Source organism: Streptomyces sp. NPDC007929, assembly GCF_042959065.1.
Lineage (GTDB): Bacteria > Actinomycetota > Actinomycetes > Streptomycetales > Streptomycetaceae > Streptomyces.
The window spans coordinates 915,774-937,155 of record NZ_JBIBKD010000001.1 but is presented as its reverse complement, the minus strand read 5'-3'; the positions used below and the strand labels follow the sequence as shown (position 1 = coordinate 937,155).

18 protein-coding genes are annotated in these 21,382 nt (G+C 72.6%); 11 read left to right on the top strand and 7 right to left on the bottom strand.

What is annotated here, in order from left to right; genetic code table 11:
- The first annotated feature begins 24 nt into the window (after positions 1-24).
- The 5 genes from ACFZDE_RS04285 to ACFZDE_RS04265 all read left to right on the top strand — a co-directional run bounded on the left by ACFZDE_RS04285 (position 25) and on the right by ACFZDE_RS04265 (position 4,195).
- Positions 25-1,026 (top strand): GDP-mannose 4,6-dehydratase, encoded by a 1,002-nt coding sequence (locus tag ACFZDE_RS04285; RefSeq protein ID WP_390990054.1) that lies wholly within the window; start codon positions 25-27, stop codon positions 1,024-1,026.
- Positions 1,027-1,094: 68 nt separating this feature from the next.
- Positions 1,095-1,808 (top strand): sugar phosphate nucleotidyltransferase, encoded by a 714-nt coding sequence (locus ACFZDE_RS04280; RefSeq protein ID WP_390990057.1) that lies wholly within the window; start codon positions 1,095-1,097, stop codon positions 1,806-1,808.
- A gap of 7 nt (positions 1,809-1,815) precedes the next feature.
- Positions 1,816-2,718 carry an NAD-dependent epimerase/dehydratase family protein gene (locus ACFZDE_RS04275; RefSeq protein ID WP_391197213.1) on the top strand — a complete coding sequence of 301 codons (903 nt, stop codon included), beginning with the start codon at positions 1,816-1,818 and terminating at the stop codon, positions 2,716-2,718.
- A complete protein-coding gene (locus tag ACFZDE_RS04270) occupies positions 2,715-3,377 on the top strand; it encodes a spherulation-specific family 4 protein (RefSeq protein WP_391197211.1) in 663 nt (220 codons plus the stop codon). Before ACFZDE_RS04275 ends, ACFZDE_RS04270 begins: the two co-directional genes overlap by 4 nt.
- Positions 3,374-4,195, top strand: a complete 822-nt coding sequence (locus tag ACFZDE_RS04265; RefSeq protein WP_391197208.1) for an endo alpha-1,4 polygalactosaminidase — start codon at positions 3,374-3,376, stop codon at positions 4,193-4,195. The genes ACFZDE_RS04270 and ACFZDE_RS04265 overlap by 4 nt, the downstream gene beginning before the upstream one ends.
- A 17-nt stretch (positions 4,196-4,212) precedes the next feature.
- Here ACFZDE_RS04265 and ACFZDE_RS04260 read toward each other — a convergent pair whose 3' ends face one another.
- Both ACFZDE_RS04260 and ACFZDE_RS04255 read right to left on the bottom strand, forming a co-directional pair.
- Positions 4,213-5,433, bottom strand: coding sequence for an FAD-dependent monooxygenase (locus ACFZDE_RS04260; RefSeq protein WP_391197206.1), 1,221 nt, complete (start codon positions 5,431-5,433; stop codon positions 4,213-4,215).
- The gene (locus ACFZDE_RS04255; protein WP_391197204.1) at positions 5,430-6,824 is read right to left on the bottom strand and encodes an MFS transporter; all 1,395 of its coding nucleotides are present in this window, start codon (positions 6,822-6,824) and stop codon (positions 5,430-5,432) included. Before ACFZDE_RS04255 ends, ACFZDE_RS04260 begins: the two co-directional genes overlap by 4 nt.
- 67 nt (positions 6,825-6,891) lie before the next feature.
- On the opposite strand from ACFZDE_RS04255, the gene ACFZDE_RS04250 reads away from it, so the two are divergent.
- A complete protein-coding gene (locus tag ACFZDE_RS04250; protein WP_391197202.1) occupies positions 6,892-7,524 on the top strand; it encodes a TetR family transcriptional regulator in 633 nt (210 codons plus the stop codon).
- Positions 7,525-7,646: 122 nt separating this feature from the next.
- On the opposite strand, the gene ACFZDE_RS04245 is transcribed toward ACFZDE_RS04250, so the two are convergent.
- Positions 7,647-7,925, bottom strand: coding sequence for a GlsB/YeaQ/YmgE family stress response membrane protein (locus ACFZDE_RS04245; RefSeq protein ID WP_390990077.1), 279 nt, complete (start codon positions 7,923-7,925; stop codon positions 7,647-7,649).
- 209 nt (positions 7,926-8,134) lie between these two features.
- Here ACFZDE_RS04245 and ACFZDE_RS04240 point away from each other — a divergent pair, with 209 nt between their 5' ends.
- Together ACFZDE_RS04240 and ACFZDE_RS04235 are read left to right on the top strand one after the other, a co-directional pair.
- Positions 8,135-9,028 carry an NAD-dependent protein deacetylase gene (locus ACFZDE_RS04240; RefSeq protein ID WP_391197201.1) on the top strand — a complete coding sequence of 298 codons (894 nt, stop codon included), beginning with the start codon at positions 8,135-8,137 and terminating at the stop codon, positions 9,026-9,028.
- Between the two features lie 122 nt (positions 9,029-9,150).
- Positions 9,151-9,306, top strand: a complete 156-nt coding sequence (locus tag ACFZDE_RS04235; RefSeq protein WP_391197199.1) for a hypothetical protein — start codon at positions 9,151-9,153, stop codon at positions 9,304-9,306.
- A 9-nt stretch (positions 9,307-9,315) separates the two neighbouring features.
- Here the strand turns inward: ACFZDE_RS04235 and ACFZDE_RS04230 are convergent, their stop codons facing one another.
- From ACFZDE_RS04230 to ACFZDE_RS04220, 3 genes are all read right to left on the bottom strand, one after another.
- Positions 9,316-9,831: a hypothetical protein gene (locus ACFZDE_RS04230; protein WP_391197196.1), complete on the bottom strand. Its 516-nt coding sequence runs from the start codon at positions 9,829-9,831 to the stop codon at positions 9,316-9,318.
- The gene (locus ACFZDE_RS04225; protein WP_391197194.1) at positions 9,816-11,840 is read right to left on the bottom strand and encodes a glycosyltransferase; all 2,025 of its coding nucleotides are present in this window, start codon (positions 11,838-11,840) and stop codon (positions 9,816-9,818) included. Before ACFZDE_RS04225 ends, ACFZDE_RS04230 begins: the two co-directional genes overlap by 16 nt.
- A 192-nt stretch (positions 11,841-12,032) precedes the next feature.
- On the bottom strand, positions 12,033-15,041 hold the full coding sequence (locus tag ACFZDE_RS04220) for a BTAD domain-containing putative transcriptional regulator (protein ID WP_391197191.1): 3,009 nt from the start codon (positions 15,039-15,041) through the stop codon (positions 12,033-12,035).
- Positions 15,042-15,208: 167 nt separating this feature from the next.
- On the opposite strand from ACFZDE_RS04220, the gene ACFZDE_RS04215 reads away from it, so the two are divergent.
- The 3 genes from ACFZDE_RS04215 to ACFZDE_RS04205 all read left to right on the top strand — a co-directional run bounded on the left by ACFZDE_RS04215 (position 15,209) and on the right by ACFZDE_RS04205 (position 19,171).
- Positions 15,209-16,390 (top strand): tryptophan dimethylallyltransferase family protein, encoded by a 1,182-nt coding sequence (locus ACFZDE_RS04215; RefSeq protein WP_391197189.1) that lies wholly within the window; start codon positions 15,209-15,211, stop codon positions 16,388-16,390.
- Positions 16,390-17,757 (top strand): tryptophanase, encoded by a 1,368-nt coding sequence (locus ACFZDE_RS04210; protein ID WP_391197188.1) that lies wholly within the window; start codon positions 16,390-16,392, stop codon positions 17,755-17,757. Before ACFZDE_RS04215 ends, ACFZDE_RS04210 begins: the two co-directional genes overlap by 1 nt.
- Before the next feature lie 226 nt (positions 17,758-17,983).
- Entirely contained in the window at positions 17,984-19,171 is a 1,188-nt protein-coding gene (locus ACFZDE_RS04205; RefSeq protein ID WP_391197185.1) for a type III polyketide synthase, read from the top strand.
- Positions 19,172-19,199: 28 nt separating this feature from the next.
- Here ACFZDE_RS04205 and ACFZDE_RS04200 read toward each other — a convergent pair whose 3' ends face one another.
- Positions 19,200-21,359 (bottom strand): SpoIIE family protein phosphatase, encoded by a 2,160-nt coding sequence (locus ACFZDE_RS04200; protein ID WP_391197183.1) that lies wholly within the window; start codon positions 21,357-21,359, stop codon positions 19,200-19,202.
- Positions 21,360-21,382 lie beyond the last annotated feature (23 nt).

The window sequence follows — 21,382 nt, the reverse complement described above, 5'->3', positions numbered from 1 at the left end:
CAACCGATCGAAGGGACACCGCAGTTGACCTCCGCACCGCTCGCCGCCGTCACCGGAGCCGAGGGCTTCATCGGCTCACACCTCACCGAGGCACTGGTCGCCTCCGGCCACCGGGTCAGGGCCATGGCCCAGTACAACTCCTTCTCCTCCTACGGCTGGCTGGAGACCCTGCACCCGGACGTCCTGGACCAGGTGGAGATCGTCCTCGGCGACGTCCGTGACCCGGGCTCCGTGCGCGGCCTCCTCGAAGGCGCCGACACCGCCTACCACCTGGCCGCCCTGATCGCGATCCCGTACTCCTACCAGGCCCCGCACAGCTACGTGGACACCAACGTCACCGGCACCCTCAACGTGCTGGAGGCGGTGCGCGCGCTCGGCACGCCCCGGCTGGTGCACACCTCCACCAGCGAGACGTACGGCACCGCGCAGACCGTGCCCATCACCGAGGACCACCCCATCAACACCCAGTCCCCCTATGCCGCTTCGAAGGCGGGCGGGGACCGGCTGGCCGACAGCTACCACGCCAGTTTCGACACCCCGGTGGTCACCCTGCGGCCCTTCAACACCTTCGGGCCGCGCCAGTCGATGCGCGCGGTCATCCCCACCGTCATCGGTCAGGTGGCGGCGGGAGAGCGCACCATCACCCTCGGCGATCTGCGTCCCACCCGGGACTTCACCTTCGTCAAGGACACCGCGCAGGCCTTCCTCGCCGTCGGCACCGCGCCCGCAGGTCAGGTCGTGGGCCGCACCTTCAACGCCGGGACCGGCGGGGAGATCTCGGTGGGCGACCTGGTCGCGCTGATCGGCAAGGTGATGGACACCGCCCTCGACGTCCGCGCGGACACCGCCCGCATCCGCCCGGCGAACTCCGAGGTGATGCGGCTGGTCGCGGACGCGAGCCGGCTGGCCGCCGCCACCGGCTGGCGGCCCGCCCACACCCTGGAGGAAGGCCTGGCCGCCACCGTGGAGTTCTTCCGCGACCCGGCCAACCTCGCCCGCTACAAGACCGGCATCTACAACATCTGACCCCGCACAGCGGATCTCGTCCGTCACGTCCGCGCACGACCATGAAGGCGTTCACGAAGGAGGAGCCCATGCACGCAGTGATCCTGGCGGGAGGCAAGGGCGTCCGGCTGCGGCCGTACACCACCACGCTGCCCAAGCCGCTCGTGCCCATCGGCGACCAGCACGCGATCCTGGAGATCGTGCTGCGCCAGCTGTCCACGGCCGGTTTCACCAGCTGCACCATCGCCATCGGCCACCTCGGCGAGATCATTCGCGCCTACGTCGGCGACGGCTCCCAGTGGGGGCTGGCCGTCGACTACGCCACCGAGGAGAGCCCGCTGGGCACCATGGGCCCGCTGCTCAACCTGCGCGACCGCCTGCCCGAGACGTTCCTGGTGATGAACGGCGACGTCCTCACCGACCTCGACTACGCCGACGTCCTGCGCCGGCACCGCGCGTCCGGGGCGCCGCTGACCATCGCGACGTACGCCCGCAAGGTGCACATCGACTTCGGGGTGCTGACCACCGACTCCAGCAAGGTCGTGGCGTTCACCGAGAAGCCGAGCATGGACTACCGGGTCTCCATGGGCGTCTACGGCCTGTCTCGCACCACCCTCGACGGCTACACGCCCGGACTCCCGCTCGGCTTCGACGAGTTGGTGCTCGACCTGCTCAAGACCGGCAACCAGCCGCACGCCTACGAGTTCGACGGATACTGGCTGGACATCGGCCGCCCGGACGACTACGACCGGGCCAACGCCGAGTTCACTTCCCGCAAGCCGCTTCTGCTCAAGGGAGCCTGACCTCGTCATGCGCATTCTCGTCCTGGGCTCCACCGGCTATCTCGGCGCTCATATCGCGCAGCGGCTGCGCGATCTGCCGGGCGCGCGGGTCCTCGTCGGCGGCCGGTCACCGGACGCCGACGTCGGCGTCGATCTCGCCCGCGTCCGCCCGGAGCGGTTGGCGAAGGCCCTGGCGTCGGCGGTGCCCGACACCGTCGTCAACTGCGCGGGCGCGACCGGCGGCGACGCCGTCACCCTCGCCGAGGTCAACGCGCGCGGTCCCGCGGTGCTGTGCGCCGCGCTGCGCGAGGCGTCCCCCGCGGCCCGTCTGGTGCACCTGGGCTCGGCCGCCGAGTACGGCCCGGGCGTGCCGGACGCCCCGGTGCCGGAGTCGGCGGCCACCCGCCCGGTCGGCCCCTACGGTGCGACCAAGCTCGCGGGCACGGTCGCGGTGACCTCCTCCGGACTGGACGCGGTGGTGCTGCGGGTGGGCAACCCGGTGGGGCCAGGGGCGCCGTCCACCGGGCTGCCGGGGCGGATCGCCGCGCTGCTGCGCGAGGCCGGACCCGATCCGGAGGCGGTGCTGCGGCTCGGTGATCTGTCCGCCCACCGCGACTTCGTCGACGTGCGTGACGTGGCGCGGGCGGTGGTCCTCGCGGCCACGGCACCGGGCCCGCTGCCGCCCGTCCTCAACCTCGGCGGGGGCCGGGCCGTCCCGGTGCGCGACCTGGTGGGGAGCCTGGCCCGGCTGGCCGGGTTCCGGGGCCGGATCGAGGAGGGCGTGGCGAGCCCGGCCGGTTCGGCCCGCTCGGCGCAGGTGTCGTGGCAGTGTTCGGACATCTCCGCCGCGGCGAAGGCCCTCCACTGGCGTCCGGCGCACTCCCTCGATGACGCGCTGGCCGCCCTGTGGGAAGGCGGGCGCACTCCGTGAGCCTGCTGATCCCGCTGTACGTCCATCCGGCCGAGGATCCGGGTGCCTGGCACCGGCTGATCACCGCGGCCACCCGCACCTACGGTGTCGTTCTCAATCCGGCGAGCGGTCCGGGTGAGGTCCCCGACCCGGCGTTCACCGCCGCGGCGGGTGCGCTGCGGGCCGCGGGTGCGCGGCTGCTGGGCTACGTCGACACCGATTACGGGGTGCGCGACCCCGCGGAGATCGCCGAGGACGTACGGCGGCACCGCGAGTGGTACGCGGCGGACGGCTGCTTCCTGGACCGGGTGACGGCGACGGCGGACGGGCTGCCGGAGTGCCGTCGGCTGGTGCGGACGCTGCGTCGGCTGGGTGTGGGGACGGTCGTCCTCAACCCCGGTGTCCACCCGGCTCCGGGGTACGCCCGCCTCGCCGATCTGACCGTCACCTTCGAGGGGCACTGGTCGACGTACGTCTCCGCCTTCAGCCGGCCGGCGTGGACCGCGCGACACGCACCCGAGGGGCTGTGCCATCTGGTGTACGGCGTGCCCGAGGCGCTCGTTCCGCTGGCCGTTCGCACGGCGCACGAGCGCGGGGCGGCGGTCTGCGGCCCGGTGACGGGCGAACCCCCCAATCCCTGGGCCCAGTTGACGCCGGCTCTCGCCGGGGCGGGGCGATGACCGGGCGGGCCCTTCCCCGTGCGGCGCTGCTGACCGCGTTGACGGCCGTGGCGCTGACGGGCTGCTCCGGCGGCGCCGAGCCGCCCGCGGACCGGCACGGTACGGCGTCGCCCTCACGGGCCGTGTGGAAGCCGCGGCCGGGTCTCGCCTGGCAGTGGCAGCTCGACGGCAGGGTGGACGCGTCGGCCGACGTGCCGGTCTATGACATCGACGGGTTCGAGAACTCCGCCGCGGACGTGGCCCGGCTGCACCGCGCGGGGAGGAAGGTCATCTGTTACGTCAACGTGGGCGCGTGGGAGGACTTCCGGCCGGACCGGGACGCCTTCCCGCGTTCGGTCCTCGGCGAGCCCAACGGCTGGTCGGGTGAGCGGTGGCTGGACATCCGGCGGGTGTCCGTCCTGCGGCCCCTCATGGAACGCCGCTTCGACATGTGCCGCGACAAGGGTTTCGACGCGGTCGAGCCCGATCTGGTGGAGGGCTACGGCAACGACACCGGCTTCCCGCTCACCGCACGCGACCAGCTCGCGTACAACCGCATGATCGCGGCCATCGCGCACGAGCGGGGGCTGTCGGTGGGGCTGAAGAACGACCTCCCCCAGATCCCCCAGCTCGTGGACCACTTCGACTTCGCGGTCAACGAGGAGTGCGCCCAGTACGACGAGTGCGGAGCGCTCTCCCCGTTCATCAAGGCGGGCAAGGCGGTGTTCCACGTGGAGTACGAGGAGCCGCGGAGCGCCTTCTGTGCCGAGTCGCGCCGGCTGAGGCTGTCGTCGATGCGCAAGAAGCCCGAGCTCGGGGTGTGGCGGAGCCCTTGCTGACAACGCGGCTGCCATCGCTACCGGTCGGGGGCGAAGTCGGGCAGGGTGAGTGCCGAGTGGGCCGGGCGGCCCGCGCCCGAGGTCAGGGCGCCGAGGCGGCGCAGCATGTCGTTGCGCCGCTCCAGGGCCCGGGCCGTGGTGGGGAAGAGCGCGGCGTCGCCCTGGCCGATCTGGTCCTGGTTCAGCGTCACGAAGCCCCGGGTGCCGTGTTCGTATGCGGCGAAGCCTTCGGCGGCGTCCCGCCGGGCCAGGGATCCGGCGAGCATGTAGGCACCGACGAGGGCGAGGCTGGAGCCCTGCCCGGTGAGGAACGAGGGCGCGTAGGCGGCGTCGCCCACCAGGGCGATCCGGCCGCTGGACCAGCGGGGCAGGCGGATCTGGCTGACCACGTCGGCGAACAGGTCGTCCGCGTCGCGCAGGGCTGCGATCATGCCCGGCACTTCCCAGCCGGCGTCGGCGAAGGCCGTGGCGAACAGCTCCCGTTGGGCTCCCGGGTCGCGGAGGGCGCCGGGGGGTGGTTGCGGGTGCGCGACGTTGAGGAAGGCGTGTACGTGGTCGCCGTCCCCCACGGCGTAGAGGGCGGCGGCCCGGCCGGGTGCGTTCCACATCATGACCTCGTGGGAGAGGCCGAGGTGGTTGGGCAGGGTGAATCCGGCGAAGCAGTACCCGAGGTATCGGTGGAACCGTTCCTCGGGGCCGAACAGGAGCTCCCGGGTGTGCGAGTGCAGTCCGTCCGCGCCGAAGGCCAGGTCGAAGGTGCGCCTGCCGCCCCCGCGGAAGGTGACGTCGACGCCGTGGCCCGACTGGTCGGCGCTGTCGACGGAGTCGCCGAACACGAACTCCACGTCGTCACGGACCGCCGTGTACAGGGCGTCGGTCAGATCGCCGCGCCGCACTTCGAGGTCGCTTCCTTCGTCGCCGCCGGCGACGGTGTGCGGGGCGATCGAGGCGACCGTGCCGCCGGTTTCGTCGAGGAAGGTGAAGCGGCGCGTGTCGACGTGTGCGTCGCGCAGTCGTGGCCAGATGCCCATCCTCCGGACGACCTCCAGTGCGGTGCCGCGCACGTCGACGGGGTAGCCGCCGCCGCGTAGGGCGTGCGCCTTCTCCACCACCGTGACGGCGTATCCGTAGCGGTTCAGCCAGTACGCGAGGGCGGGGCCCGCGATACTGGCGCCCGAGATGAGGACGGTGCGCCTGCGCCGGGTGCGGTGGCCGGCGAACCGGTCGGTGGGGGTCACTTCCTGACTCCTTTACCGAGGGCGGGAACGACGAGCAGGGACAGGGCCGTGACGGCGCCGGCGAGGAGGAACCCGGCGGAGAAGGCGGATTCGGCCGGGTCCTCCAGCCCGGGGCGGGTTCCGGCGGTGAGGACGGCACCGCTGACCTGCACGCCCGCGGCGAAGCCGATCACGCGGGTGACCAGGACCAGGCTGGTGGCGGTGCCGGTGTCGCCGTGATCGACCCAGGTGGCGGTCCTGACGACCATCGCCGTGACGCAGACGCCACTGGCCAGGGCGATCAGCGTTTTGCCGACGACGAGGTGCCAGATCTCGGTGTGCGCGAACGCCATGGCGGCCAGCGTGAGCGTCATGACGCCGATCCCGGCGGCGACCACGGCCGTGGCGCCGAAGCGCCGTGCCGCGAGCCCGCCGAGCGGCCCGCTGACGGCCCCCGCGACGGCGCCGGGCAGCAGGTACTGCCCGATGGCGGTGGAACTGGCCCCGAAGCCGTACCCGTCGCCGGACACCGCGAACAGCTGCGGCACCAGGTACATCGACACCGCGGTGCCCACGCAGACGGCGAACGTGATCGCGTAGGAGCTCCACATCCCGGGCCGCGCCAGCAGGCGCAGGTCGACCATGGGTGAGGGCGAGCGGCGCTCGACGGCGATCCATCCGGACACGAGGACGACCAGGAGCACGACGAGGGCCCCGAGCGCGAGGGGCCGACTGCCGGCGTCGGGTGCCAGCGAGAGCCCGGTCATGAGGGTCAGCAGCACGCCGCTGAGGAGCAGCAGGCCCGGCAAGTCGATGCGGGCGTCGGCCCGGGCCGGCGGGTCGTCCGGCATCAGCCGGTGGACGAGGAGGGTCGCCGCGACGATCGCCATCGTCGGTATCGCGAACATCCAGTGCCGGGACAGTCCTTCCGCGATGGGCCCGGCCATCAGCGTGCCCAGCATTCCGCCGCCCACGAACAGGCCGCTGACGACGCCGATGGCCACCTGGGACTCGCCGGTGGGGAGGTGCTTGCGCACCAGGATGAACGACAGGGGCATCGCCCCCACCATCGCGCCCTCCAGCACCTGACCGAGCAGCAGGACCGGCAGGTTGGGTGCCAGGGAGGAGATCAGTCCACCGGCCGTGACGACCCCCATCAGCCGGAGCATGACCCGTTTCCCGCCGTGGCGGTCGCCGAGGTTGCCCGCGACGGGCGTGACGAGGGCACCGGTGATGAGCATCGTGATGCTGAGCAGCGCCCCTTGGGCGGGGCTTATCGATAACTCGCGTTGCAACAGCGGGAGTGTCGGTGTGACCACCGATTCGAGGGCTCCGGTGGCGGCCGCCAGCAGTCCGAGAGCCGCGACGGCGGCCTTCCCGACGCGGACCGGGGGAGCAAGGGTCGTGGTCATGGACGTCCTTTCCTTCGACTCCCGAACTACACTACACGGTGCAGTAAAGTCGGGTTAGGATACGGCCATGCCGACCACGAAGACACTGCGCGAGGGGTCCACGCGGAAGCGGGCCGCCATCCTCACCGCGGCCCGGGAACTGTTCCTCTCCGACGGCTTCGACCGGACCAGCGTCGACGCGGTCGCCGCCCGGGCCGGGGTGTCCAAGCGCACGGTCTACGACTACTTCGGCGACAAGCAGACGCTCCTGCAGGCGGTCGTGGACGGGGTCGGCCAGTCCCTGGTCAGCACGATCGGGCAAATCCTCGACGACACCCTCACCGAGCCGACCGAGGCCATCGACCTGGAGGACGTCCTGGTCACGTTCTCGATGCGCATCGCCACCGACATGCTGGGCTCGGCGGAGTACGCGACGTTGCAGCGCCTGGTCCGGACGCAGTTCGGTCAGCTGCCGAACGGGGGCGAGAACTCCCTGGCGGACGCCCCCGACGAGGCGCTCGCCGAGCGGTTCGCCGCCTTCGCCGCCGCCGGGCTGCTGGACGTCCCCGACGCACGGCTCGCGGCCGACCAGTTCATCGCGCTGACCTTCGGCGTCGCGCTCAACCGGTACGGTTCCGCCAACGCCGCGGAGGACAGCCGCGTCCGGCCGCTCGTCGTCGAGGGGGTGCGGACCTTCCTGCGGGCCTACCGGGCCGGGTAGGACCTGGACCGATCGGACCGGATACATCCTGAGGGCTCCTTTCCCGCACGTGCGGGAAAGGAGCCCTCAGGATGTATCCGGATGTACGCGGTTGTTGTGCGGAACCTTCAGCCCTCGACGGGTCAGGCGTGACGGTGCGAGCGCCGGTTGCCGGTGAACACCCGGTACAGGGCGAGCAGGATGAGGGAGCCGACGATCGCGGCGATCCACGTGGACAGGTCGAAGAAGCCGTCGATGGAGTCCACACCGAAGATGACCTTGCCGAGCCAGCCGCCGAGCAGACCACCGACGATGCCGATGAGCATGGTGATGATGATGCCGCCCGGGTCCTTGCCCGGCATCAGTGCCTTGGCGATCGCGCCGGCGAGGAGCCCGATGATGATCCAAGCAATGATGCCCATGGTGCGTCTCCGCTTCGTCGTATAAGGATTCTGTTAAGTCATCGGGTGCGCCGATCCCGCGCTCCCAAACGTCTCCGTCCGATATCGGCTCTGCGGGCCCTGCCCCGACAAGGGTTGACGGGTGGTCCGATACCGCGTCCCTCCTCAAGATCGAACGCTTCACGGACCGTACCCGGACGTCGGCGGCCGTCGTTCCGTACCCTGGCGGCATGCGCATGCGCCCCACGCTGAGCTGGACCCCTGCCGGGGATCTGCCGCCGGCGACCACGGATCTGGCACCGGTCGCCGATGCGCTGCGGGCGGGTGGAGTGCTGGTGCTCAGCGGAGCGGGGATCTCCACGGAGTCGGGCATCCCCGACTACCGGGGTGAGGGCGGGAGCCTGAGCCGCCACACACCGATGACCTACCAGGAGTTCACCGCCGACGCCCGGGCCCGGCGACGGTACTGGGCCCGCAGCCACCTCGGCTGGCGCACCTTCGGCCGGGCCCTGCCCAACGCCGGCCACCGGGCCGTGGCCGATTTCGGGCGGCAGGGTCTGCTCGCGGGTGTCATCACCCAGAACGTGGACGGCCTGCACCAGGCCGCGGGCAGCGAGGACGTCGTGGAGCTCCACGGCACCCTCACCCGGGTCCGCTGCCTCTCCTGCGGTGCCTTCAGCCCGCGCCAGGAACTCGCCCTGCGGCTGGAGGAGGCCAACCCGGCGTTCGCGCCCGTGGCCGCCGGAATCAACCCGGACGGGGACGCCGACCTCACGGACGACCAGGTCGCGGACTTTCGCGTGGTGCCCTGCGCGGCCTGCGGCGGCACACTCAAGCCGGACGTGGTGTTCTTCGGCGAGTCCGTGCCGCCGCAGCGGGTCGAGCACTGCCGCGAGCTGGTCCGCGCGGCGAACTCGGTGCTGGTCCTCGGCTCCTCGCTGACGGTGATGTCCGGGCTCCGCTTCGTCCGCCAGGCGGCGCAGGAGGGCAAGCCGGTGCTGATCGTCAACCGGGATCGGACCCGGGGAGATCAGTACGCCCTCACCAGGGTTTCCCTGCCCCTGGGCACGGCACTCACCGCCACCGCGGACCGGCTCGGCAGCACCCCTGGGAGGTGGTCGTGATGGCACGGGCCGGCGAGCTGAGAGTGCGGCCTGCGGCGCGCCCTGGAAGGATCGTGCCCGGCCGTGTTCCGGGAGCTGACCGATCCCCGGAGGATCCCGACCCCGAGGACCGGGAGACGGTGGTGACGCGGTCGTTGCGCGAGATCGACGCCGGGCGGTGCGAACTGCTCCTCGACCAGGGCGACTTCGCCACGGAGGGGCGACGGGCCCTTCACGAGGAAGGCTGGAGTCAGAGTCTCGGCGAGCTCGGGGAGCTGCTCGCGTCGCGGCGGGATTGATCGCGCCGGTCAGTGTCCGGCGGCCGCCTTCACCAGGGCGACGGCCACACCGATCGCGGCGTCCGCGAGGCCTGCCAGCAGGGCCGCCAGGGCGCCGCCTCCCATGCGCAGTCCGCCCACACAGCCCCACAGGAAGAGGGAGACCACGCACACGCCCGCCGCCGCCAGCAACGCGGCGTCCAGGGTCAGGACATCGAGCGCGGCCAGGGCGATCAGCACGGACGGGCCCACGGCGCAGGACAGCAGGGGGCTGCTGACGTACAGCATGCGGCGAAGCTCCCGGCCGGTGGCGAGGTGCCGGTGGACGGTGCGGTGGGCCTGCTGGTCGGCGACGAGCGCGGCGAGCCAGAGCCCGACAGCGGTCGTCAGGACGGCGGCGACGGCGCCGGGTGCGCTCACCTCGCCGAGGGACAGACCGACCACCACGGCGATCATCGTGATCGTCGCGTAGATGCGTTCCTTCAGACGGTCCGCCAGGACGCCGGCCTCCGCGCCGGGCGGCACATCCGCTAGCGGGTGTTCCACCGGCTGAGACCCTTCACGCGGCGCAGGACCGCCGCCGTCAGCCTGACCGGCGCCACGCGCAGCACCAGGGCGTCCCCGGGGCCGCCCGGGAGTGGCTTGGCGTAGTAGGGGCGGCCGAGCCGGGACGCGCGGAACCACCGGGTGCCGGACAGGTCCGTCGCGGGGGGAACGGGGATGCGCCCGGCCGGGTCGTCCGTGCGGAGGGTCAGGGTCCACCGTCCGGGTCGCAGGGTTCCCACCGGCAGGTGGGCGGTGAAGTCGGGGCTGCCGTCGCGCGCGTACAGCGGGGGTACCTCCCGCACCGAGCCGCCGTCCTCTTCGGCGTGCAGGGCGGTGACGGGGCGGCCCTCGGCGTCGTCGGTCAGGTGGCCGCCGACGACGAGGGTGGCGGGTGCGCCGGTGTGCCAGGCGATCCGGGTCACGCGGCAGATCGGAGCGACCTCGGCTTCCCTCAGTTCCAGGGAGAAGTCGCCGTCCGGGGTGAGGAAGGGACGGGCGGTGGTGGGACCGTGCCCGGGCCGGGGGCGGCGGGTCAGGTGCCGCCGCGGTGGGGCGTGCAGGCCGCCGTCCGTGTCCGTCCTGGCCCGGCGGAGCCGCACGGTTCGGCTCACTCCCTGGGCGCGGACGTCCAGGTAGAGGTTCCACCGGCCGCCGCCGAGGGGGGCGCCCGAGTCGACGGTGTCGAGGTCCACGCAGGCGGTGAAGCCGGTCGCCGCGTCCCGGCCGTGGTGCGGGCTCGTGCCGACGGTCGCGGGCACGTGGATCTCCGGGTGCCGGAAGCCGCTCGGGCGCAGGATCAGCCGGGTGTCGGACTGGAGGGGGCCGAGGGACTCGATCCGGGCCTGACCGGCGAGTCGGAGCACATCGCCGTCGCCGGTCCAGGCGGCTTGGGACAGTTCGTGGTGGACCGGGACGCGGCTCGTGACGTCGAAGCAGATGTCCGGGACCGCCTTCGCGGGGTCGCGGAAGAAGGGGTGGGACCAGTAGACGCGGCCCTTGTCCACCACGTTGCCGCGCGCCGCGTCCTCCTTGGCGTGCCGGGCGACGGTCATGAGGTCCTCGAACCGGTCGGCGCGCAGCAGATGGACGATCAGCCGGTCCTGCGGGGCGATCGACTGGAAGACGCCGTCGCTCACGTAGGTCAGCGCCCAGTGCCGGAACTGCGGGTAGAAGAACTCCCGTGCCCGCTGTTCGCTCTCGCCGGGCAGCAGGGCACGCAGCGGCCCGCACAGTTCCCACTCCACGTGGCGGCGCATGATCCGGTCCTGGCGCGGTCCGGGCTCCAGGAAGCGGGCGACCGTTTCGAAGCACAGCCGGGTGCCGTCCATGCGGTGGACGAGGTCGGCCGCGGTGCGGGTGAGGTTGTTGCCGTTCTGGCGGTTGCGTGAGTAGTAGCAGTCGTAGTCGGCGACCACGGAGATGCCGTCGGCGTTGAGGTAGGCGGCGGCGGTGAACGGCTTGTCCTCGCAGTTGCGGTACGGCGGGAACCTCAGGTTCAGCCGTTCGATCAGCGAGCGCCGGAACAGCTTCCAGCAGCCCAGGGTGCGGTAGGCGGCGGAGGAGAAGATGTCCGTCCGGGGCTGGTTGTGCGAGAAGACCGCGGTCGGCACGGCGCGTCCGCCGACCGACACCATCTTGCCGAGGACCACGTCGGTGCGGTTCTCGTCCGCCATGGCGACCATTCGGCGCAGGGCGTCCGGTCCGAGGTAGTCGTCGGAGTCGAGGAAGAAGACGTAGTCGCCGGTGGCCCGGTCCAGGCCGGTGTTGCGTGGCACTCCGGCCCCTCCGCTGTTGGGCCGGTGGACGACGTGCAGGCCGGGGCAGGTCTGTGCGAGGCGGTCCAGTTCGCGTCCGCTGCCGTCGGTCGAGCCGTCGTCGACCGCGATGATCTCGATCCGGTCCGGACCGAGCGTCTGCTCCATGACGGAGGTGACGCAGCGCGTCAGTTCCGGCATCGCGTTGTACGCGGGGATGATCACGCTCACGCGGGGCGGGGTCGTACGGGACATGGGGGCTCCGGGCCGTGGGGGGTGGTGCGGCGACGGGTGCAAGCAGTCCGGTTCCTGGCGGCACGCGGCTCCATGGAGCTTGCGACGGGTCCGCTCGCGGCGCCCCGCGTGAGGCGCCCTCCTACGCTGTCGGAGTGTGGGAACCACCCGTCCGGGCGCGGGTCGGCAGCGCCCGTGACGTCCCTGCCCCGGTCATGGTGCCGGGGCGTCCTCGCCGGAGGCACCCCGGGACCAGGCCGCCGCGTACGCCTCGGCGCCCAGGGACGCGCGCACCCGTCGCTCGGCGGCGAGGTGCGCCTCGTGGAAGGGGCGCAGGCCGACCAGCGCCACCCCCGTGTCCCGGCGCATGCGGTGGGCGGCTCCCAGGAGCCACGCCGCCCGGCTGCCGTCGCCGGTGGCCGCCACCGCCCAGGCCAGTGTCTCCAGACCCCAGACCGGGCCCCAGCTGTCCCCGATCGCCTGCTGGCGCGCCAGGGCCCGTCGCAGGGGGGCCAAGGCCCGCCGGGCCTCGCCATGACGCAACTCCACGAGGCCCGAACACCACTGGGCCCAGGTTCCCGCCCATTCGGCTCCGCTCGCCTCGGCCTCGGCGACGTACACGTCCCGAGCCGACGAGGCCGAGGCACGGGTACCGAAGAACGCCTCCGCCATCGCCCACAGCATCGTCGCCATGTGCGCGTCGCCGGCCTGCCCCGCGGCACGGAACCGGTCCCGCGCCTCGGCCAGCAACGCGCTGCTGGCCGGGTCGCCGCGGACCAGCATGGCGTGCGCGCCCTCGATGTACGTCACCGGCGCCGCCGACGGCCCGTCGGGCAGTTCCCGGGCCACGGCACGGCATTCGGCCAGGAACGTCTCGGCCGCGGGGTTGTCTCCCTGGCAGAGCGCGATCCACGCCTTCATCGCCAGCGCGCCGGCGATCAGCGTCGGTGTTCTCGTGGTCACCGACGGCTCCTCCGCGGCGAGCAGCCGTTCCAGCCAGTGCCGGCCCTCCCCCAGCGTGCTGCTGAAGAACCAGCAGCGGGTGCGGGCCAGGTTGACCGCGATCTCCAGTCCGTCACCCGCCAGGTCGGGTCGGCTCGCGCAGTGGTCGAGGGCGGTGCGGAGGTTGGGCAGGTCGGTGCGCAGCCGGACCAGCCAGTCGACTTCACGCGGCCCGCACCACTCCTCACCGGCGCGTACGGCGGTCGCCCGGTAGAACCCGCTGTGCCGCACCCGCAGCAACGTCGTGCCGTCTTCCTCCTGGAGGCGCTGCCGGCCGTACTGGCGAATGGTCTCCAGCAGGCTGTACCGGGCGCGGTCACCGGAACTGTTGACCGCCACGATCGACTTGTCGACCAGCCCGGCCAGCAGGTCGAGCACGTCCTCCCGGGGCACTCCCCCACCCGCGCAGACCGTTTCCGCCGCTGCCAGGTCGAAGCCGCCCGAGAACACGGACAGCCGGTTCCACAGGAGGCGTTCGCCTTCGGTGCACAGGTCGTAGCTCCAGTCGACGATGCCCCGGAGGGTGTGGTGACCGCGGGCCGACGTGCGCGGCCGCGGCGCGGACAGCAGGCGGAACCGGTCGTCGAGGCGTTCCAGGATCTCCTCGGCCGTCATCGCGCTCAGGCGTACCGCGGCGAGTTCGATGGCGAGGGGGATGCCGTCCAGCCGCAGGCACAGCTGGGCCACCGCCCGGCGGTTGCGGGCGGTGAGCCGGAAGGCGGGGGCGGAACCGGCGACACGGTCCAGGAGGAGCCGCACGGCTTCGGAGCGCAGCAACGGATCGTCGGTTTCGGCGGAAGCCGGAACTCCGGTCGGGTCGCCAGCTCCCGCCCCCACGACCGCGACTTCGCCCGCGACTTCCCCCGCGAGATCGCCCACGACATCGCCCGCGGCCCCGACCGCGGGTTCCCGGCGGGCGGGGGTGCCGCCCGCGGTGCCCTCCACGGCGGGCAGGGTGAGCGGCGGCACGGTCAGGACGTGCTCGCCGGGTGTTCCCAGGCGCTGCCTGCTCGTGGCCAGGACGCGCAGTCCGGGTGCTGCCCGCGCCAGCCGCAGCACGAGCCCGGCGACGTGCTCCACCAAGTGCTCGCAGTTGTCCAGGACGAGCAGCAGCCGACGGTCGCGCAGATGGTCGGCGATCGCGTCCGCGACAGGGCGGGCGGAGTGGTCGCGCAGGCCGAGCGCCTCCGACACGGCCCGGTCGAGGAGGTCCGCGTCGCTCAGCGGGGCGAGGTCGGCGAGCCGGACCCCGTCGGCGAAGGAGGGCGCGGCTTCGGCGGCGGCCCGCAGCGCCAGCCGGGTCTTGCCCACACCGCCCACTCCGGTGAGGGTGACGAGCCGGGCGGCCCCCAACAGGCGCCGCACCTGCGCCACCTGTGCCTCACGGCCGACGAACGTGGTCATCTCCACGGGCAGTTCGCCACCCCCCGGCGGTGCGGCCGGCCTCGCCTCCCGCGCCCCGGTCAGGTCCGGGGCGGCTGCCAGCAACCGCCCGTGGACCTGTCTGAGCCCGGCCCCGGGCGCGACGCCCAGCTCGTCGGCGAGCAGCGCGGTGACCTCGCGGTAGCTCTCCAGTGCCTCGCCCTGGCGTCCGCAGTGGAAGAGCGCCAGCATGCGCTGCGCCCAGAAGTGTTCCCGCAGCGGGTACTCCCCGATGAGGCCGCGCAGTTCGGGCAGGACGTCGGCGGCCCGGCCGAGGGCCAGGTCCGCGTCGATCCGCAACTCCAGTGCGTCCAGGCGTTGTTCGTCCAGCGCGGCCACCACGCCCCGGACGAGGTGCGCGGGCAGGTCCGACAGCGGGTCCCCGCGCCACAGCCCCAGGGCCTCGCCCAGCAGCGGGGCCGCGCGCGCCGGTGCGCCTTCGGCCAGAGCCGTGCGGCCCTGGCGGACCAGGGTGGTGAAACGGTGCAGGTCCAGGGCGTCCGGCGCGGTCTCGATCACATAGCCGTGGGGGCGGGTGAACACCGGTGCACCGCCGACGGGGCAACCGAGGGCGCGCCGCAGGCGCAGGACGTAGTTCTGGAGGGTGTTGCGCGCACGACCGGGCGGGTTCTCCCCCCAGAGCCGGTTCACCAGCGTCTCCACGGTGACCACTTGGTTGGACTCGGCGAGCAGAGCCGCCAGCAGCAGCCGGACCTTTGCCGCGTCGATGCGCACGGGCCACCCGTCGCGCAGGACTTCGAGGGGTCCCAGGACCCTGAACTCGTACCGCGTACTCACCGCTCCCCCGGTCACTCGCCCGCGGGCCGCCACCACGGCACCGCGTGCGCGAAGTGACCGCCCGGACACGCATTGTAGTCACCGCGTGACCGGAAGGTGACCGGCGTGAGGACCCGGGCGGGGACGGTGGGCCCGGCGTTCACGGCACACGGTCCCGGAGTCCACACATGGCTTTGAGCAACCCCCGACACCCGCGCTCCGCCCCCGGGCGGACGTCGTCCCCGGCACCTCGCACCGCGGTGACCCTGGGCGAGCATCTGAGAGGGCAGATGCGGCGCATGTGCGGCGCGGCCGGGTTCGCGGCCCGCGGCGACGGCTCCGCTCGGGCCCTGTCCGATCTGCTCGACCTGCTCGGTCCCGCGGCCGGCCGGCCCCTCGCGGCGGGCCCGCCCTCACGCTCGTTCGTCTGCGACGACCACTCCCCGGTGGAGTTCTCCCTGGCGTTCTCGGCCGGGAGCCCGGTGTCCCTGCGCCTGCTGGTCGAACCCGGTTGCTCGGCCGGCACGCTCGAGGAGAACGGCCGCCTCGGCCGGCAGGCCCTGGAGGCACTGGCCGCACGGCGCGACTTCTCGACCGAACCGGTGCGCCGGGTCGAGGACTTGTTCTTCCCGTCCGTGATGGACGGTTCGTTCGCGCTGTGGTGCGCGATGGATCTGCGGCAGGACCTGCCCGTGGGCATCAAGGTGTACGTCGATCCGCAGGCCGGGGGCAGAGAGCGGTCCGCGCAGGTCACGGAGGAGGCACTGAACCGGTTCGGATTCGGCCGGGCATGGCCCGCGCTGCGGGACCGGGCCATGCCCCGCGGTCAGGACAAGGACGAGATCCTGTTCTTCGCGCTCGACTTGGGCCGTTGGCACTCACCACGGGTGAAGGTCTACGTCGCCCACCACGGCAGCACCGCCGCCGAGGCGCACTCGGTGTCGCGCCTGCTGCCCGGGGAAGCGGCGGAGCGGGCGGGCGAGTTCTGCCGCGTCGTGGCGGGCGGTCCCGGACGCTTCGTTCACCGGCCCCTGGTGTCCTGTCTGTCCTACACCGAGCGGGACCGGGCACACCCGAGTGGCTGCACCGTGCACGTACCGGTCCGCGACCACGCGCCGGACGACGAGGTCGCCCGGGACCGGGCCGTGGCCGTGCTGCGGCGTCACAGCATGGATCCCGGTGTCCTCGACCCCGCGTGGGCGGCGATGACGTCGCGCCGCCCGTGCGACGGGGTGGGACTGATCACGTACGTGTCCCTCGCGCAGAGCACGTGGCAACCGCCGCGGGTGAACGTCTACTTCTCGCCGGAGGCCTACGCGGTCCGCCCTCCGCGCGCCACGAACCGCGTTCAGGAAGGGTGGGCGAGGTAGTGGAGCCCTACAGGATCAAGGTCGTCGAGCCGATTCCGGTGACGACGCGGGCCCAGCGCGAGCGGGCCCTGCGCCGTGTGCACCACAACCTGTTCGGACTGCGGGCCGACGAGGTCACGATCGACCTTCTCACGGACTCCGGCACGGGTGCCCTGTCGGCAGCGCAGTGGGCCGCGGGCATGGCCGGTGACGAGTCGTATGCCGGATCCCGGTCGTTCTACCACTTCCGGGACGTGGTCCGTGACCTGACCTCCTACCCCTGCGTCCTGCCGGTCCACCAGGGCCGGGCGGCGGAACGGATCCTCTTCTCCGCCCTGCTCACGCCGGGGCGGATCACGCTCAGCAACACCCACTTCGACACCACGCGTGCCAACGTCGAGCTGACCGGGTGTCAGGCGGTGGATCTGCCCTGCCCGCAGGCCCGGGACCTGGACAGCGACGAGCCGTTCAAGGGCAACATCGATCTGTGTCGGCTGGAGGAGGCCCTGCGGGGCCCCGACGCCTCCCGGATCGCCCTGGTCATCATGACGCTGACCAACAACGGCGAAGCCGGCCAGCCCGTCTCCATGGACAATCTCGCCCGAGCGGCCGCCCTGTGCCGGGAGCACGCGGTGCCGCTCTTCCTCGACGCCGCGCGCTTCGCCGAGAACGCCTGGCTGGTCACCCAGCACGAGGCCGGCTACCGGGACATGAGTCCCCGACAGGTCGCCGAGCAGGCGTTCCGGATGGCCGACGGGTGTCTGATGAGCGCGAAGAAGGACGGCATCGTCCACATCGGCGGCTTCCTCGGCCTGCGTGACCGCGCCCTGGCCGAGCGGTGCGAGCTGCTGCTCATCGCCACGGAAGGCTTTCCCACCTACGGCGGTCTGGCCGGCCGGGACCTGGACATGGTCGCCCAGGGCCTGCTCGAGGTGACGGAACCCGGCTACCTCCGGGCCCGCGCCGATGCCGCCCGGCATCTGGCCGGCCTGGCCCGCGAGGCCGGCATCGACATCGTCGAGCCCCCGGGGCTGCACGCCCTCTACCTCAACGCGGGCCGTCTGCTTCCGCACATCCCCGCACACCGCTTTCCGGGCCACGCGCTCGCCTGCCGGCTCTACCTCGAAGGCGGCATCCGCTCGGTGGAGCTGGGTTCCCTCTACCTCGGCAGCGAGGACGAGAACGGCACCCCGGTCGCCGCGGCACCCTACGAGCTGGTCCGGCTCGCGCTCCCCCGCCGGACGTACGGCCTCGGGCACCTGAACTACGTCGGCGAGGTATTCGCGGCCACGGTCAAGGACAAGGAGCGGATCCCCGGCTACCGCCTGGTCGAACAGCCGCCGCTCCTGCGCCACTTCCGCTGCAAGCTGGAGCCGCTCCCGCACTGAAAGCGGGAACACCCCTTCCGATGAGGCGCTGTGTGCCGTGTCACACCCGAAAAGTTCCGCCTAAGTTGTCTGCATCACAGCGGAAATGTCCATTTGGCGTCCATGCTCGAACCGGACGTCGGCTCCCGAAGTGGGGCCCCTCGGCAATCCCTTGGGCACACACTCGAAAGTGACCCAGGACACAGCCCTCGTGACATTCTCCCCGCCCCTCGGAAGGTGCCCCATCATGGCCGCATACCTCTGCCCGCCTGCCGTGATACACGGCGAGCACGCCGTGAAGACCAGCGAGATCGTGGCGGAGGTGAGCGACCGGCACCCCGATGCGGCGTGGGCGCCGCGGGTCGACGGCATCGCGGCCAGTACCGGCATAGCGACCCGCGGGTGGATGCTGCCCCTGGAGAACGCCGTCGCCCCCGGCGCGGGCGGCGCCCTGCGCCACGTCGGCGTCGAGCCCGCCCAAGAGGCGCTGCTTGGGGGCGGGTTCAGCCGACAGGACGTGGACCGCGCGATCGCCGCCCTGGAGACCGTACCCACGCCCCAGACCGTCCAGGAACGCACCGCGCCCGCCTGGGAGGCCGTGCAGGCCTACGGGGAGCGCGCGGCGCGCGGGGCCCTGCAGATCGCCGGGCTGGACGCGGCGGACGTCGACTGCCTGATCACCAGTCACTCCACCACCCCCGCACTGCCGGGCCTGGACATGTCCCTGGCCAACAGGCTGTCGCTGCGCGGCGACACGATGCTGTTGCCGGCCACGCAGTGGGCCTGCATCGCCGGGACCCGCTCGCTGGCGCTGGCGGCCGACCTCGTGGCCGCCGACCCCGACCGGGTGGTCCTGGTCGTCATCTCGGAGGCCCTGAGCACGACCTACCAGCCCGCGGACGACACCCTGGAGTCCCTGATCGTCCGGTTGCTGTTCGCGGACACCGCCGTCGCCGCGGTGGTCACGGGCCGTCCGAGGCCCGAGTCGGTGCTGCGGCTGGACTCCGCCTGGCACCACACCCTGCCCGGCACCCAGGACCTGCACCGCCTGGAGACCCGGGAGGACGGCACCCACTTCGTGATGGACCGGCGTGGGCCGCGTGCCGTACAGGAAACGGTCACCGCGATGTGGGAGTGGCTGCGCATTCGGTACCAGGACGACCCCGACGCCTGGCACCCCGACGTACTGCTCGCGCACCCCGGCGGGACCCGCGTGCTGGAGTACATGGAGCAGACGATGCCCGACACATGGCCCTCAGGACTGCTGGACTACAGCCGGGACAGCTACACCAGCGGCAATCGCGGAGGCGCCGCCGTGTTCGACATCCTGCGGCGGGCGCACGACGCCGGACGGCAGAAGCCGGGCGACCGCGCCGTGCTGTACGCGGCGGCTCCGGGGCTCACCGCCACCGCCCTGGAAGGACAGTGGCTGTAGCGGGCCGGCAGCAGGTGGCCCGACCGGGTCACCTCGCGACCTCGGCCCAGACGACCTTCCCGGTGTCCGTCCACCGCACCCCCCACCGGGTGGTGAGCCGGTGCACGATGCTCAGGCCCCGGCCGCCGTTGTCGAGCAGATCGCCCCGCCTCAGGCGTGGTCGGCCGTTGCCGCTGTCGCCCACCTCGCACAGCAGGCCGTGTCCGGCCCTGATCAGCCGCACCGTGACGGGCCCCTCGGCGAACCGCACCGCGTTCGTGACCAGCTCGCTCACCAGCAGCAGCGCGTTGTCCCGGGTGTCGTCCCTGGCCCCCCACCGGCCCAGCAGCGCGGCGACCTGCTCGCGGGCCCGGCCGGGGGCGTCGCTGCGGGCGGGCAGCCGCCAGGTCGCGGTGTCCTCCTTGCGGTAGCCGATCATCCGTGCGAGCAGCAGGGTCACGTCGTCGCGCTGCGGCGCGGGCGCCAGCGTGGCGACGACGCGCCGCGCGGCCTGCTGCAGGGTGTCCCAGGGGTGCACCGTGGACAGGATGTCCGACAGCCTGTCGATGCCCTCGTCGATCGACAGGGTACGGTCCTCCACCACGCCGTCGGTGTAGAGCGCGAGCATGGAGCCCGGCGGCACGCCGATGGTGTACACGTCGAACGGCTCCCGCAGCGCGAACTCGGCGCCCAGGCCGGGGTGGGGCCGGATGGAGAGCGGGCCCGCGCGCCCGTCCGGGGTGACCAGGACCGGGGGGAGGTGCCCGGCGCTGGACAGCGTCACCTGGTGGCTCACCGGGTCGTAGAGGGCGATGCAGCACGTCGAGCCCAGGGCGCTGTAGCCGGCGGCCAGTCCGGACTCCGCGTCGTCCAGCACCGTCACGGTCTCGTCCAGGTGCTCCAGCACCTGGTCGGGCGCGAGGCCGGCGGACAGCAGCGCACGGGCCTCCATGCTGAGCTGGCCCATGGTGGCCGCGGCTCCCAGACCGTGTCCGACGACGTCACCGACGACCAGCGCGGTTCGGCCGTCGGGCAGCGGGAAGCTGTTCACCCAGTCGCCGCCGACGCCCGCGCTGTCGGGGGTGGCGGGCTGGTAGACGCTGGCGATGTCGATGGTGTCGTCGCCGGCCCGGGGCAGGAGCCGGCGTTGCAGGGCCAGCACCTGGGTGTGCTCGCGCTGGTGCTGACGGGCCAGGTCGACGTGGTGGGCGGTGCGGGCCACCAGCTCTTGCAGGTCGAACAGTTCGCCGTCACGGAAGGGGCAGTCCGCCCGCCGCCAGACCTCCGCCACCCCCAGCACGACGGGCGGTGCGCCGTCCAGGACCAGGGGTATGCAGGCCAGACCCGCCGACCGGTCGCCGGGCACCAGGGCACGCACCACGCGTGGACTGCCGAAGACCCGCTCGAGGGCCTCACGGTCGGGGATGACGATGGTCTGCGGGGCGTCGTCGCGCAGTACCGCCTGGGCCAGCAGGCGGCTGGCGTCCCCGGGCAGATCGTCGCCCGGGACCAAGTAGCCCTCGGGCCACACCCGGTCCGGTACCAGGGCCGCCCGCCGCAGGTGGATGCGCCCCTGTGCCTTTCCGGTGACGCCCTCGCCCGTCCACACGGCGAAGTCGAGGTCGACGGCGGCCACGTCTCCCCAGGCCAGCAGGGACTCCGCCAGCGACTGGGCCGTTTCCCCGATGTCCAGTGAGGTGCCGATGGCGGTCTCGGCGGCGTAGAGGTGGAGCCTCCTGGCCATGGCGATCACCGAGACGGTCAGGCCCTCTTCGGGTGCCGCGGCGGGCAGGATGCTCATGGAGACCACCAGCTCCGACCCGTCGCCCCGCCGCAGTCGCTGGATGCGGGCGACGTGCGCCTCGCCGCTGTCGATGACCTGCCGCAGCCGCCGGGTGACCGTCGGCACGTCACCGGGGGGCAGGAGATCGACGAACGGCTTCCCGGCTCCCGCGTCCAGACCCGCGAACACCGGCGCTTCCAGATTGCAGCGGGTGATGATCAGGTCCGTGTCCAGGTTGAGCGCGCCGAGGATCTGCTCCTGACGGCCGGCAGCCGGGTTCTCGGGGGCCGGGCGGGCGACGGGATCGCCCGGCGCTTCGGCGGTGCGGACGGGCGCTGCCGCTCCGCCACGCGGGATGTAGCGCCCCAGAGCGCGGCTGACCAGGTCGAACGCCGAGGAGGACGAGGGCGAGGGTGTGGAGTCCATACGGCTCTCTCAGCAATCCCCGG

What these genes read in the sequence shown, in the direction of transcription:
- ACFZDE_RS04225 (WP_391197194.1), bottom strand. Translation starts at nt 11,840, where the DNA reads ATGTCCCGTACGACCCCGCCCCGCGTGAGCGTGATCATCCCCGCGTAC.
- ACFZDE_RS04240 (WP_391197201.1), top strand. Translation starts at nt 8,135, where the DNA reads ATGCGCATGCGCCCCACGCTGAGCTGGACCCCTGCCGGGGATCTGCCG.
- ACFZDE_RS04280 (WP_390990057.1), top strand. Translation starts at nt 1,095, where the DNA reads ATGCACGCAGTGATCCTGGCGGGAGGCAAGGGCGTCCGGCTGCGGCCG.
- ACFZDE_RS04215 (WP_391197189.1), top strand. Translation starts at nt 15,209, where the DNA reads ATGGCTTTGAGCAACCCCCGACACCCGCGCTCCGCCCCCGGGCGGACG.
- ACFZDE_RS04205 (WP_391197185.1), top strand. Translation starts at nt 17,984, where the DNA reads ATGGCCGCATACCTCTGCCCGCCTGCCGTGATACACGGCGAGCACGCC.
- ACFZDE_RS04275 (WP_391197213.1), top strand. Translation starts at nt 1,816, where the DNA reads ATGCGCATTCTCGTCCTGGGCTCCACCGGCTATCTCGGCGCTCATATC.
- ACFZDE_RS04200 (WP_391197183.1), bottom strand. Translation starts at nt 21,359, where the DNA reads ATGGACTCCACACCCTCGCCCTCGTCCTCCTCGGCGTTCGACCTGGTC.
- ACFZDE_RS04265 (WP_391197208.1), top strand. Translation starts at nt 3,374, where the DNA reads ATGACCGGGCGGGCCCTTCCCCGTGCGGCGCTGCTGACCGCGTTGACG.
- ACFZDE_RS04255 (WP_391197204.1), bottom strand. Translation starts at nt 6,824, where the DNA reads ATGACCACGACCCTTGCTCCCCCGGTCCGCGTCGGGAAGGCCGCCGTC.
- ACFZDE_RS04250 (WP_391197202.1), top strand. Translation starts at nt 6,892, where the DNA reads ATGCCGACCACGAAGACACTGCGCGAGGGGTCCACGCGGAAGCGGGCC.
- ACFZDE_RS04245 (WP_390990077.1), bottom strand. Translation starts at nt 7,925, where the DNA reads ATGGGCATCATTGCTTGGATCATCATCGGGCTCCTCGCCGGCGCGATC.